Consider the following 12587-nt stretch of genomic DNA (forward strand, 5'->3'; position numbering starts at 1 on the left):
TCACGGGCGCGGCTCTTTAAGGTGAGTCAAAATTTTCTGCGCCAGAGACTCGGTGATGCCAGGGAGGGTTTGCAATTCTTCCTGGGATGCGGCGCGGATATTATCCAGACTGCCAAAAGTTTTCAATAACTGCAACCGGCGTTTTTTGCCGATGCCCGGCACCGACTCCAACGGAGAATCCAGAGAACGCTTGTTTCTCAACTGACGATGAAAGGTGATGGCAAAGCGATGCGCCTCGTCGCGGATTCTTTGCAGTAAAAACCGCGAGGGAGAGTTTTCCTTAAACAAAACCGAGTTGTCTTGATGGAGAAGCAATACCTCATCGGTATCGAGGTTATTGCGTTGCTTTCCCTTGGCGATGCAGGCGAGATCGACCTTGCCCAACACCCCCGCTTCCTCAAGCGCTTTTGCCGCCGTGTTCAGGTGGCCCCGGCCCCCATCGATCAGCACCAGGCTGGGAAGGTCTTTACCTTCTTCGAGGAGCCTTTTGTATCTTCGCACCAGCACCTCGCGCATCATGGCATAATCGTCGATTCCCTCAACCTCAGCGATTTTGTACTTGCGGTAGGCGGATTTGTCCGCCAGCCCGTTCTTGAATTGCACCATCGACCCCACGGCATGGGTGCCGGAAATATTGGAGATATCAAAACCTTCAATCACTTCCGGAAAATTTTTAAGACTCAATGCCTCCTGCAACTCTTCCAGCATGCGAGTGGCCGTCTCGCCCTTATCCTGCTCCGTGCGCATGGCAAAACGCGCATTTTCCTCCGCCATATTTATCAGGTCGCGTTTTTTGCCACGCACCGGCGTTTCCAGAAAAACCCGGCTTTTTTTTCTTTCCGACAACCAGGAAGCGATCAAATCCATTTCTTCAATCGCATGCGGAAGCAAAATTTCCTTGGGAAGCAGGACCTCCTCGGCATAGTACTGCTTGAGAAACGAAGACAGGGTTTCGTTTTCTTCCAACTCGTTCAGACTTTTCATTTTGTAAATCTTCTCCCCCACCATTTTTCCGCCACGGACGACAAGCACCTGAACCATGGCGAACCCATGCTCTTTGCAATACCCGATCACGTCCTGATCTTCCAGCGAGGTGGAAACGATTTTCTGCTTGTCCAGAACCGTATGGACGGCTGCGATCTTGTCGCGCAAAACCCCTGCTTCCTCGTAGCGCAAATCCAGGGAAGCTTGCTTCATCTTGTTTTTCAGACGATCAACCAGTTCCGAGTTCTTGCCCTTCAGGAACAGGATGACATCATTCACCAGTTGCCCGTAATCCTCGGAAGAAATAGTTCCGGCACAGGGAGCGAGGCATCGACCCATCTGGTAATTCAGGCAGGGCCGCCGTTGCGGACTGCCGTCCAGCTTGTCCTTGCTCTGCCTGAGCGGAAAAATTTTATAAATCAGGCGGATGGTTTCACGCACTTCCTTGACCATGGTGTAGGGGCCAAAATACGTCGCCCCGTCCTTTTTCACTTTCCGCACCACTTCCAGCTTTGGAAATAACTCCTGCGTCGTCAGCCGGATGTAGGGATAATGTTTGTCGTCCTTTAAAAGAATGTTGTAGCGCGGCTGGTGTTTCTTGACGAAGTTGCTTTCCAGAATCAACGCTTCAGCTTCCGTTTGGGTGGTCAGGAATTTGATATCCCGCACCTTGCCGAGGAAGATCCGCGTCCTCGGAGGAAGCGCTCTTGAATTCTGAAAATAAGACCGGACTCTAGGCTGCAGGGACTTGGCCTTGCCAATATAAAGGATGCCGTCTTTCGCATCCTTCATGATATAAATTCCGGGTAACTTGGGAATTTTTTCCAGAATTTCAGTGAGGTGTTTTGTCATGATCGACTGACTAAATAATATTTGGATTCATTGGCCCCATTATAGCTCGTTCCCCTGCTTCAATCACAACCATCTTCCTGCAGGCGACCGCCGGATTTTTCCAAATGGGGAAAAATAATTCCTTGAAAAGCCAGCACAGCGTATATACAATGTATATCTTTTTCTATTAAAAAAGGAACTCAAGTTATGGAGTCTAGGGTCAGCGTATGGGGAAACAGTCTCGGTTTAAGAATACCCAAAGCCTTTGCCAAGGAAATCGGCTTGAAAAGCGGCTCAAAAGTCCGTCTTGAAATGGAAAAAGGAAAAATCGTTGTCAAACCGATCACAAAATATTCCTTAAAATCCCTTGTTGACCAAATCACTCCGGAAAATCAATCTGGAGAAATGGATTTCGGCAGACATGAGGGCCAGGAAATATGGTAGCCAAAAAAAAATATGTCCCGGACCGGGGACATATCATTTGGCTGGATTTCACCCCTCAGGCGGGCCACGAACAAGCAGGGCACCGCCCCGCACTGGTCATTTCTCCCAAAATCTATAACGAAAAAGCCGGGCTGTTGATCGCCTGCCCCATCACCTCAAGAGTAAAGAGCTATCCCTTTGCGGTGGAGTTCACGCCTAAATATGGAGGCGGTTGTGTATTGGCCGATCAAGTTAAAAGCCTGGACTGGAAAGTCCGCCAAGCCAAATTCAAGGCGAAAGCCCCAAAAAAAGTCATGGAAGAAGTCCTGGGAAAACTTGGCGTTTTGATTTTCGGGGAAGAGGAATAAAATAAAAGGAATGATCCCAAGATTATCTGATGAAAATTCTTGAAACAAAATTAAATTCTGTTTTGGAAAAACTATGTGGGAAGAGTCGACAAAAACCTTTCTTAACCGGTCAACCACATTGCGCGATTTCCTTCCGCCTGTTCTGATCTTCATTTTTTTGTGCTCATCGACCGTTACTCCTGATGTTTTTGCCAGTGAACCCTTGGGCAACATTCTTAGCTGGGGCTCCGATGCGGAAGGCGGCGCGCCATACGTGTATCCCGACCCCAACGACCCCACCCGATTGATCGGCTTTGAAGTCGATCTCACCCAGGCCCTTGCCAAAGAAATGGGCATGACCGCGAAACAGTCGCAAATCGACTGGTCCTCTCTGATCCCCGGATTGAAACGCGGAGATTTTCTGATCGCCATGAACGGCATCGAATGGACCGCCGACCGGGCGCGGGAGGTGGCGTTTTCCAAACCCTATTACGTTTTCGCCCAGCAACTGGTGGTCAGGAAAGATGAGCAGGCGATCCAATCCTTTAATGATATCGCAGGCCATCGGATCGCGACGCTGGAAGGAACCGCGGCCCACGACCTGCTTTTAAAAACTCCCGGCGTGGAAATCGCCAGTTACCGGGGGCAGGTGGAACCCTACCGAGATCTGGAACTGGGCCGGGTGAACGCCGTATTGCTGGACACACCCATCGCCGCTCACACCCTTCAAAGTCATCCGGCATTAAAATACGCCGGCCCGCCGGTCAGCGAAGGCGTTTACGTCGTAGCGGTGCGCAAGGAAAACCCCGTCCTGCTGAATAAAATCAACCGCGCTTTGGACAGCCTCTTTAAGAGCGGCGAGTTGCAATCCATTTATGCGAAGTGGGGATTGTGGAACGACGCGCAAACGCGGTTGCTGGGAAAACAACCGGATGCCTCTCCATCGCAAAATCCGTCCCATGAAAAAGCTCTGTGGTTTTATCTGCCCCTGCTTCTCAAGGGCGCGGGGATGACGGTTATTCTTTCCGTCGTCTCAATGGCTCTCGCCATTGCACTGGGGTTGGCGGTTTGTCTCACCCGGCTGGCGGGCGGCCCCCTGTTGAAACCGCTGGCGGTGGGGTACATCGAAATCATGCGCGGCACGCCCCTGCTCCTGCAGTTATACATCATCTACTATGGCCTGCCCAATATCGGCATCAACCTGAACGCATTTACGGCGGCGGTTCTCGGCCTGGGATTGAATTACGCCGCTTACGAGGCTGAGATTTACCGCGGCGGTCTTAAGGCGATCCCCAGGGGACAAACGGAAGCGGCTCTGTCTCTGGGCATGACTTCTGCCATGATCTACCGCAGAATCCTGATTCCGCAAACCGCGAAGATGGTCCTGCCGCCCGTGACCAATGATTTTATTTCTTTGTTCAAGGATTCCTCCCTGGTATCCATCATCGCCATCGTGGAGCTGACCAAGACCTATAATATGCTGGCGGTGTCTTCCATGCGGTTCCTGGAGCTGGGAGTGTTGACGGCGATTCTTTACCTGATGATGTCCCTGCCTTTATCTTTCCTGTCCACGCGCCTGGAACGGAGAGCCCAATGATCGCCGTCAACGGGCTTTATAAACACTTCGGGGAAAAACCCGTTTTGAGAGGAATCGACTGTCATGTAAAAAAAGGGGAAGTTCTGGTCCTCATCGGGCCTTCGGGAAGTGGAAAAAGTTCCCTCTTAAGGTGCATCGGCGGCTTGGAGCCCTTCCAGGAAGGCAGCGTGCAAGTGGGCAAAACGCGGGTCAGCGGCACGGCGTTTAAAAAAATGTCCAAATCGGAAACAGAAACCCTGCGCCAGCTGCGCATCAAGGTCGGCATGGTGTTCCAGCAATTCCATCTGTTTCCGCACATGACGGTGCTTGGCAACATCGTCGAAGCACCCATGCGGGTTCTCAAACTGTCCGAGAATCAGGCGGTTGCCAGAGCCCAGGAAGTGCTGGCTAAAGTGAAAATGACTGCGTTCATGAACCGGTTTCCGGCTTCCCTCTCCGGAGGCGAACAGCAACGCGTGGCCATCGCCCGGACTCTGGCGATGGAGCCGGAATGTGTTCTCTTCGATGAACCGACTTCCTCTCTCGATCCGGAAACCGTTGGAGACGTCCTTGCCGTCATGCGTTTTCTGGCCAGTGAGGGGATGACCTTACTGGTGGTCACGCACGAAATGTCGTTTGCCCGTGAAGTCGCGGACCGCATCCTCATGCTGGATGAAGGCAAGATCATCGAATCGGGATCCGCCGAGGAAATTTTTCAACAACCGAAACAGGACCGGACGCGAACGTTTCTCCAACGTATTCTGAACCGCTGAAGGGAATAGGCAATTTCTATTAGGACACCTCTAAAAATTAGTTTATTACGGGAAATCGAACATGGCACAAGGATTTCTTATATCGGTGGCACGGGCGACCTATCCTTAAATTTAAGGGCAGGTCGCCTGTTCCACTAAAACAAAGCCATCTCCTTAAATTAACGATTAGGAACATTTAGTCTATTTTTAGAAATGCCCATTAGTTGAAATTGGAAATAGCAGCACATTGATAATGAAAAACGATCAGGCTATACTCTCCGGCTGATGAAAACAGAAACCAACAACAAACGCGGGTTCTGGGCCAGCCGCATGGGTTTTGTCCTCGCCGCATCCGGGTCCGCCATCGGCTTGGGCAACGTCTGGAAGTTTCCTTACATCACCGGCCAGAACGGCGGCGGCGCTTTTGTTCTCATTTACCTCGTCTGCATTTTCATCATCGGCCTGCCCATCATGCTGGCCGAATTCACCCTGGGACGAAAAACCAACCTCAATCCCGTGGGCGCTTTCAAGACCCTCAAGCCCAATTCACCCTGGGTGGGCGTCGGCTACATGGGGGTTGCGGCGGGATTTCTAATTCTCTCCTTTTACGGCGTGGTGGGAGGCTGGACCCTCGCCTACATCGTCAAATCCTTCAGTCATTCGGTTCTGGAATTCCATTCACCTGCGGATGCAGGTCAGTTCTTCGGCGCCTTCATCGCCAACCCGGTGGAAGTCCTGATCTACCAGGCCATGTTCATGGGCACCTGCATGGCCATCGTCATCAAAGGCATTCACGGCGGCATCGAAAAAGCCTGTGACATTATGATGCCGACCCTGTTTGTGATTCTTCTGATTTTAATGGTGCGTTGTCTCACGCTTCCGGGTGCGATGGAGGGGGTGAAGTTTTATCTATATCCTGATTTCAGCAAGATCTCGCCTTCGGTCATTCTCATCGCCCTGGGGCAGGCATTTTTTTCCCTGAGCTTAGGGATGGGCGCCATGCTCACTTACGGGAGCTACCTCTCGGAAAAAGAAAACCTGACAGCGGCCACGGTTTACGTGGTCCTCTTCGACACCCTGATCGCCCTCCTAGTGGGGATGGTCATTTTCCCCGCCGTCTTTGCGATGGGCTTGGAACCCGCCGAAGGGCCGAGTCTGGTGTTCAGCGTTTTGCCCGCGGTCTTTTCCAGCATGCCTTTTGGAACGGTGGTTTCTATTATATTTTTCGTCCTCTTGGCCATTGCCGCCATCACATCGGGAATTTCCCTGCTCGAAGTCGTGGTGGCCTATTTCATCGACCAGATTGGCTGGACCCGGAAAAAAGCCGTGCTGATTATTGGCGGGGTGATTTTTATATTAGGAGTCCCGTCAGGGCTTTCCTTCGGCGTGATGAGCGATGTCAAATTCATGGGCATGACCTTCTTTGACAACGTGGACAACATCGCCTCCAATTACCTGCTTCCCTTAGGGGGCATGCTGACCGCTGTTTTTGTGGGATGGAAATGGGGCATCGTCAAGGCTCAGGAAGAAATCGAAAAGCACGAAACCCGGTTTCACTGGGCCAGGCAATGGGGGTTCCTCATTCGCTACATCACCCCCGTCGCCGTGGCCGTGGTTTTCTTTGCCAAATTCTTTTAGGCTTCTCCCAATAAGAACCTGATATAATAGACCCGATATCTCCTTAAATTGCAAATTTCCCCTGGAGGCATGAGTGTCATGAAACGAACCCTCCTCAAAACCCGAAAGAGTGTCTGAATGGACAAGGTAAAAGACCACGTTGCCTATATGGACGAATCGATTTTAAGCATCAGCGCCGAGGCTTCGGCTGCGGAAGCGGCAAAGAAGATGCGCGATAGTAAATTGAGCTCTCTGATCGTCGTCAAAGGCGGTGAGAATTGGGGAATAGTCACCGAAACCGATTTATCCAGAAAAATTATTGCCGAAGAACTCAACCCAAAAGAAACCAAGGTCAAATTTATAATGAACAAACCCATTGTCGCCATCGATAGCGATTCAACAATGATGAAGGCCTTCGTGAAAATGGGCAACCACAATATTCGACACCTTGCAGTTACCGAGGACGATTTGATTATCGGGGTCCTTTCGATAAATAATTTCATTTCCTACTACAAGCAGAAATTTGAAAAGGGAACAAAGTAATCATTATTTTTATATCTCGCGCATTGCATATTCATCTTGGAGGCTTGAGTGTCATGAAACGAACCCTCCCGATTTTGTTTTTTCTGATTTTTATTGTTTCCGGCGATGCGTTCGCCAACAAGGAGCCTGCCTGTAATCCTCCTTATCAACCCACGAATATTTTAAAACTCCTTTTGAACTATTCGGCAACACTTGAATACATCACCAACGCCCCGGAGCAGTGTCAAAAACCTTTCCAGCGGGATATAACGGAAGTCGTTCGATCGACCTGGCTGTTTACGAAAGGGTGTAAAAAAGTGACGTTTGAGGATTTTGAAAAGGCGGAAAAATTGCGGCAGGAAAATAGCGCACCGCCACCAAAGGGGTGAAGCTCAGAAGATCAATCCTGAGGCGGGGATTTATCCCCAACCAGTGAAAGAGAAATCAGATTTTCCTCTGGGTCGCCTGTTTATACTCGGCGGCGAATAGAGCAAAATCTATTTCGAATTCAAAGATTCCCTGGCGTTGACAGGCAGATCCTCAATATTGTTGGAGTAGTGGACCTCTCCCTTTGCATCGACCCATTGAAAAACCCGGTTTTTATTTTGCGGACCGGACGGTTTTTCATTGGAAGGCATGGCCCGGTTCCCAACTTCGGATGCGGATTCTATTTTTTCGGCTTGTGTAGATTTTAATTTTTTACTGTGGCAATGATACTCGCCGGTTTTGCGGTTGGTGTGACAGCCATCGGCATTCGTCCCCCCGGAATGCGCCCATGCATCCAAAGGCACAAACACTGCGATAAAAATAAAACTGATAATTTTTATCATGGGTCCTCTTAAAAAATCCCCGCCTTTAGGTCAAGTTTACCCCTCGGTTGTCGCCTTAAACTTCTGTCCCTTGCCCACCAGGTTTTTCGAGGGAATGGTGACTTCCTTGCCGTGGCAGGCTTCCACTTGCCCGATCACATGACTGACCAGATCGTGAGCCTGGCAGATTCTGACAACGTCTTCCACTTCCTGGGTGCCTTCCACGATCACGCAGAACCCGGTTCCCATATTGAACACTTCAAACATCTCGGCGTCGCTCACTTCTCCCCGGTCCTGAATCAGTTTAAAGACGGGTGGCGTGGGCGGCAGAGGGTCGATGACGAAACGGATGTTGTCTTTCGCTACCCGGTTCAGGTTGCAGTATCCGCCGCTTGTGATGTGCACCATCGCCTTCAAGTCAATGCCGGAGTCGAGCATTTCCATGATGGGGTTGACGTAGATGCGGGTCGGTTCAAGCAGTTCTTCTCCCAGAGTGCGGCTGAGTTTGTCTTCAAATTTGTTGACGCTGGCTTTCTGGTCTTCCCAGTTGTCGCCCAGCAGGATTTTCCGCGCCAGGGTGAGTCCGTTGGAATGCACGCCGCTGGACGCCAGACCGACGATCAAGTTTCCCGGCTCGATATTTTTTCCGGTATTGATGCGGTCGATTTTCACATGGCCGATGGCGGCTCCGATGAGGTCGATGCCGCTGATGATCTCCCGGATCTGCGAAATCTCGCCGCCGGAAATGCTGATCCCCGCCTGCCAGGCTCCCTGAGCCAGGCCCTTGCCCAATTGATCGAAGACTTTTTCATCGGTGAACGAGCAGGCGATGTAGTCCACCATGCTGACGGGACGGGCGCCGACGCAGATGACGTCGTTGACGTTCATGGCGACGCAGTCGATACCGATGGTGTCGTATTTCCCCAAAAGTTCAGCGACGAGTATTTTTGTCCCCACGCCATCAGTGCCGAAGGCGATTCCCTCGCCGTTGCCCAGATCGATGACGTTGGCAAAATAACCGATGTCCGCCGCCAGCGGATAGCGCTCACTGTATTTTCGGGTCGGCAGGATATGTTGCAGGAGACTGCCAAGGGCGCCTTCGGCTCCGGTGCTGTCGACACCGCTCTCGGCGTATTGAGATTTTTCGGACGATGCGTTTTTAGCCATTGAAATTTTTGTCCCTGTGTAAAATGTTTGGTGGAGTTGTGCGGCACATCATATCACTAAACAGAAGAATCGTCAGCGCGGGAGTTTCCAAAATATAAAAAATCAGCGAAACCCGTCAGGCGGAGGTGTTTCTGAATGGGCGAAAATAATCCGTCAGGCATATGAGGCTGTTGACGGTCAACCCGATCACGCCGGAGTGGAACCCCCATATCTTGGAATAATTGATTTCCGAAAACCCCAGGGTTCCAGACCAGGTGAGGCCGAGCGTCACCAGAAGGCCCATGAAGATGCCAACGATCACCGTGCGCGCGGTCAGCCACCGGCAATGAATGCCAAGATAAATAGCCGGGACGCATTGAATCAGCAATTCAAATTTTAATTTCAAGAGATCGATCAGATTGCCTTCATAGGTGATGGCGATCCACACAATGGGGACCATCAGCACCCATGTCGCCCAGCGGCCCACACGTGTCAACTTTGCCTGATCCGCTTCGGGACAAAGAAACCGCCCGTAAATATCTTTGGTGACCATGGAGCTGATGCTGAGAAGCGCCGAATCCGCCGTGGACATCACCGCCGCCAAAAGAGCCGCAAAAAGCACAACCACCAGCCAGTAGCCCAACTCCGAGCCTTGCATGACTTTGAGACACAAGAGGGTGAAAACCGTCTCGGATGGCGCCACGGTTTGTCCCGCGCCCGTCGCTTGCACAAGAGCATTCAGGTCGGGAACCTGTGCCGCCATGAGAACCCCGATCATAACGGCGATCAGCGTTGTCGTCAGGGGCAAAAACGCCATCACCGCCAGCGAGCGCTTTAAAACTTTAACATTGCGGGCGGCATAAATCCGCTGGATCGCCTGCGGGTAGATAGCGGCCCCCAGGCCCACCATCAGAATAAAACTGATCCATCGCCGCACTCCCTCTGCATCAGGAGGCTTCACTTTATGAACCGTATCAGGGTTTGCGGCCAATTTAGAGATCGCCACAGGCAGGGAACCGATTTCAGTCAACGCCAGATAAAGCAGGATTCCGAACCCCAGCAGTAAAATTCCACCTTGAACGGCATCGGTCCAGGCGACACTGCGCATGCCTCCCAATGACTCGTAAATCAACATGACTCCAGTCAGGCTGATCACCCCCACCCACAGAGGAATCCGGCCTTGAGAAATCCCTTCAAACGCCGTGCCCAGGGTCTTCATTTGCGCCAGAGTGAAATTGCACAGGGCGTAAACCATAAGCAGGGTCACTAAAATGCAAAGAAAACGGCTCTGAAAACGGTGATAAATGAAATCTCCTGGGGTTATAAACTGATGTTCACGGCTGATTCTGTATAATTTTGGGGCAAACAGGAGATAGGCCACAACGATCGCGGTCATAAAATGGATGGAAAGGATGAACCCCAATCCTTCACGGTAGGCGGCCCCGCTGAACCCTAAGAAGGTATTGCCGCTGTACTGGGTGGCATACAGGGTCAAAAGGAGAACAATAAACCCCATGCTCCGCCCGGCGAGAAAAAAATCCCCGAGGCTCTCATCTTTTCTTTTTGTATAAGCGTAGCCGCCGATGGCCAGGAGACTCGCAATATAAAATCCCACAACCACCAGAGCTCCCGGACCGAAGGGAAGCGCCTCAGTTTCCGGCATCATCCCTCCAGACGCGGAGAATGACAAACGCCGTGAAGGCACTGGTTATGGCACTCGCAGCCACGGCAAACACCGCCCAGGCGGGGATTCCCCACCAGGAGCCTGCGATCGGCCACACGGGAATCAAAGCCGCAAACAACAGGCCAAACCCCACCCAGACCCAGGGTTTGCTGACAGGATCGGAAAATTGCGGCTCACTGGGGGAATCCTCAGAGAATTTTCCCACAGCCCCGGTTTTATTGTTCATGCAAGAAATTGTAACAAATGAATGAAGGGAGAGTGAGTTCACCCTCTATTTTCAAAAAAGGGCACGACGGATTCCTCTGGAATCTACCGCCCGTTCCTGCGAGATACTGCGCTGTGCGCAATCAAGGATACACTCCCATCGTCCGGTAACTGTTATGAATTTTTTCGATGGCGATGGACATGGCGGCAATCCGGTAGCTATGGATTGAGTCGTGGCTCCAGAACCGTTCACGAATGGCCTGCCAGGCGGTGCGCATGGTGTCGTCGAGCCCGGAACGGACGAGATCGATTTCTTCCGACCCCGAGCAGATTTGCTCTGCCAATGCCTTGGGAACTTTATGTCCGGAACTTTCAATGGCCTGGATCAGCTGTATATTCTTGCCTTCTTCATAGCGTTTTTGAATTCTGCCGAAACGGATATGGGACAGGTTTTTGATCCACTCAAAATAAGAAACCGTGACCCCGCCCGCATTGAGATAGACATCGGGAATACTGACCACGCCCTTTTCCTGCAAAATGGCCTCGGCGGCAAAGGTTACGGGACCGTTCGCCGCTTCGGCGATGATTTTGGCCTGGATCCTGCCGGCATTTTCCTGGTTGATGACCCCTTCCATCGCCGCCGGGATCAGGATGTCGCATGCCTCTTCCAAAAGCGGCTTGCTGTCTTCAACGTAGGTTGCCCCAGGGTACCCCTTAAGGCTCTGGTGAGCGACCTTATGGTTATACACTTCCTCCACATTCAATCCGTTGGGGTCCAGCAAGGCGCCATTATATTCGAGGATGCCGACTATCTTCGCACCGTCCTCTTCCTGCAGGATTTTAGCCGTGTAATAACCGACATTGCCCAATCCCTAAACGATCACTTTCTTGCCTTCCAGATTTCCTTCCAACCCGGCCCGCTTTACGTCGTCCGGACTGCGGAAAAACTCCCGCAAACCAAAAACGACGCCACGCCCGGTCGCTTCCACGCGGCCCTGGATACCGCCCATGGACACCGGTTTTCCCGTCACGCAGGCGAGGTGGTTGATGTCGCCGGGACGGTAGGAATTATAGGTGCTCGCAATCCAGGCCATTTCCCTTTGCCCGGTTCCCATATCCGGTGCCGGAACGTTGGTTCCTGATCCGATATAATCTTTTTGAATCAATTCAAAGGCGAACCGACGTGTGATTTTTTCCATGTGCTCCCGGTCATATTTGCTCGGGTCAATGAGCAACCCCCCCTTGGAGCCGCCAAAAGGAACATCCACCAATGCGCATTTATAAGACATCAAAGCCGCCAACGCCTCAACTTCATTCTGGTCCACATGCGGAGCAAACCGGATTCCGCCCTTGGCAGGAAGTTTATGGTCGCTGTGCACCGCCCGCCAGCCGATAAAGGTTTCCACTTCTCCATTGATCTTGACCGGAAACCGAACCTGATAAACGTTATTCACGTTTCTTATATATTGAGCCATTCCGTCAGGAATTTCCAAAGTCGCCCTGGCTAAATCAAAACTCAGGTTAACGCTGTCCTTGAAGCTGACTTCCCTGTCTGGTGGTAATGTCATGTCGTCATCCTTTCCTCAGAAAAATGGTCTCAAACACATAATTTTCCACATCCCTCTGCAGAAAAAGCAAGCAAACTAATTTACAATCTCAGTTAATCAGTATACCAAAAATTCTTGATTTATG

Annotated in this window: 12 protein-coding genes and 1 pseudogene; 7 read left to right on the forward strand and 6 right to left on the reverse strand. The window is 51.4% G+C overall.

The annotated features are described in order from the left end of the window. Nucleotides 1-1836, reverse strand: coding sequence for an excinuclease ABC subunit UvrC (uvrC, locus tag O3C58_08495; GenBank protein MDA0691893.1), 1836 nt, complete (start codon nucleotides 1834-1836; stop codon nucleotides 1-3). Between the two features lie 186 nt (nucleotides 1837-2022). Here uvrC and O3C58_08500 point away from each other — a divergent pair, with 186 nt between their 5' ends. The 7 genes from O3C58_08500 to O3C58_08530 all read left to right on the forward strand — a co-directional run bounded on the left by O3C58_08500 (nucleotide 2023) and on the right by O3C58_08530 (nucleotide 7441). After that, entirely contained in the window at nucleotides 2023-2259 is a 237-nt protein-coding gene (locus O3C58_08500) for an AbrB/MazE/SpoVT family DNA-binding domain-containing protein (GenBank protein MDA0691894.1), read from the forward strand. Next, complete coding sequence (gene mazF / locus O3C58_08505; protein ID MDA0691895.1) at nucleotides 2253-2606, forward strand: endoribonuclease MazF; 354 nt, start codon at nucleotides 2253-2255, stop codon at nucleotides 2604-2606. The genes O3C58_08500 and mazF overlap by 7 nt, the downstream gene beginning before the upstream one ends. A 73-nt stretch (nucleotides 2607-2679) precedes the next feature. Then, a complete protein-coding gene (locus tag O3C58_08510; GenBank protein MDA0691896.1) occupies nucleotides 2680-4182 on the forward strand; it encodes an ABC transporter substrate-binding protein/permease in 1503 nt (500 codons plus the stop codon). After that, nucleotides 4179-4934: an amino acid ABC transporter ATP-binding protein gene (locus O3C58_08515; GenBank protein ID MDA0691897.1), complete on the forward strand. Its 756-nt coding sequence runs from the start codon at nucleotides 4179-4181 to the stop codon at nucleotides 4932-4934. Before O3C58_08510 ends, O3C58_08515 begins: the two co-directional genes overlap by 4 nt. Before the next feature lie 264 nt (nucleotides 4935-5198). Then, on the forward strand, nucleotides 5199-6551 hold the full coding sequence (locus O3C58_08520) for a sodium-dependent transporter (GenBank protein MDA0691898.1): 1353 nt from the start codon (nucleotides 5199-5201) through the stop codon (nucleotides 6549-6551). 117 nt (nucleotides 6552-6668) lie between these two features. Further along, a complete protein-coding gene (locus O3C58_08525) occupies nucleotides 6669-7073 on the forward strand; it encodes a CBS domain-containing protein (protein MDA0691899.1) in 405 nt (134 codons plus the stop codon). 53 nt (nucleotides 7074-7126) lie between these two features. Beyond that, nucleotides 7127-7441 carry a hypothetical protein gene (locus O3C58_08530; GenBank protein ID MDA0691900.1) on the forward strand — a complete coding sequence of 105 codons (315 nt, stop codon included), beginning with the start codon at nucleotides 7127-7129 and terminating at the stop codon, nucleotides 7439-7441. A gap of 108 nt (nucleotides 7442-7549) precedes the next feature. Here O3C58_08530 and O3C58_08535 read toward each other — a convergent pair whose 3' ends face one another. The 5 genes and pseudogenes from O3C58_08535 to O3C58_08555 all read right to left on the reverse strand — a co-directional run bounded on the left by O3C58_08535 (nucleotide 7550) and on the right by O3C58_08555 (nucleotide 12463). Further along, nucleotides 7550-7882 carry a YHYH domain-containing protein gene (locus O3C58_08535; protein ID MDA0691901.1) on the reverse strand — a complete coding sequence of 111 codons (333 nt, stop codon included), beginning with the start codon at nucleotides 7880-7882 and terminating at the stop codon, nucleotides 7550-7552. A gap of 36 nt (nucleotides 7883-7918) precedes the next feature. Then, complete coding sequence (gene purM / locus O3C58_08540) at nucleotides 7919-9028, reverse strand: phosphoribosylformylglycinamidine cyclo-ligase (GenBank protein ID MDA0691902.1); 1110 nt, start codon at nucleotides 9026-9028, stop codon at nucleotides 7919-7921. Between the two features lie 115 nt (nucleotides 9029-9143). Beyond that, nucleotides 9144-10673 carry a sodium:solute symporter family protein gene (locus O3C58_08545; GenBank protein MDA0691903.1) on the reverse strand — a complete coding sequence of 510 codons (1530 nt, stop codon included), beginning with the start codon at nucleotides 10671-10673 and terminating at the stop codon, nucleotides 9144-9146. Further along, nucleotides 10657-10917, reverse strand: coding sequence for a hypothetical protein (locus O3C58_08550; GenBank protein ID MDA0691904.1), 261 nt, complete (start codon nucleotides 10915-10917; stop codon nucleotides 10657-10659). Before O3C58_08550 ends, O3C58_08545 begins: the two co-directional genes overlap by 17 nt. 121 nt (nucleotides 10918-11038) lie before the next feature. Next, a pseudogene (locus tag O3C58_08555) lies at nucleotides 11039-12463 on the reverse strand (Glu/Leu/Phe/Val dehydrogenase). Nucleotides 12464-12587 lie beyond the last annotated feature (124 nt).

Source organism: Nitrospinota bacterium (assembly GCA_027619975.1).
Lineage (GTDB): Bacteria > Nitrospinota > Nitrospinia > Nitrospinales > VA-1 > JADFGI01.

Excerpts from the sequence above, each read along its gene's own strand:
- O3C58_08535 (MDA0691901.1), bottom strand. The coding sequence starts at position 7,882 with ATGATAAAAATTATCAGTTTTATTTTTATCGCAGTGTTTGTGCCTTTG.
- O3C58_08515 (MDA0691897.1), top strand. The coding sequence starts at position 4,179 with ATGATCGCCGTCAACGGGCTTTATAAACACTTCGGGGAAAAACCCGTT.
- O3C58_08520 (MDA0691898.1), top strand. The coding sequence starts at position 5,199 with ATGAAAACAGAAACCAACAACAAACGCGGGTTCTGGGCCAGCCGCATG.
- O3C58_08545 (MDA0691903.1), bottom strand. The coding sequence starts at position 10,673 with ATGATGCCGGAAACTGAGGCGCTTCCCTTCGGTCCGGGAGCTCTGGTG.
- O3C58_08510 (MDA0691896.1), top strand. The coding sequence starts at position 2,680 with ATGTGGGAAGAGTCGACAAAAACCTTTCTTAACCGGTCAACCACATTG.
- O3C58_08530 (MDA0691900.1), top strand. The coding sequence starts at position 7,127 with ATGAAACGAACCCTCCCGATTTTGTTTTTTCTGATTTTTATTGTTTCC.
- O3C58_08500 (MDA0691894.1), top strand. The coding sequence starts at position 2,023 with ATGGAGTCTAGGGTCAGCGTATGGGGAAACAGTCTCGGTTTAAGAATA.
- uvrC (MDA0691893.1), bottom strand. The coding sequence starts at position 1,836 with ATGACAAAACACCTCACTGAAATTCTGGAAAAAATTCCCAAGTTACCC.
- O3C58_08550 (MDA0691904.1), bottom strand. The coding sequence starts at position 10,917 with ATGAACAATAAAACCGGGGCTGTGGGAAAATTCTCTGAGGATTCCCCC.
- purM (MDA0691902.1), bottom strand. The coding sequence starts at position 9,028 with ATGGCTAAAAACGCATCGTCCGAAAAATCTCAATACGCCGAGAGCGGT.
- O3C58_08525 (MDA0691899.1), top strand. The coding sequence starts at position 6,669 with ATGGACAAGGTAAAAGACCACGTTGCCTATATGGACGAATCGATTTTA.
- mazF (MDA0691895.1), top strand. The coding sequence starts at position 2,253 with ATGGTAGCCAAAAAAAAATATGTCCCGGACCGGGGACATATCATTTGG.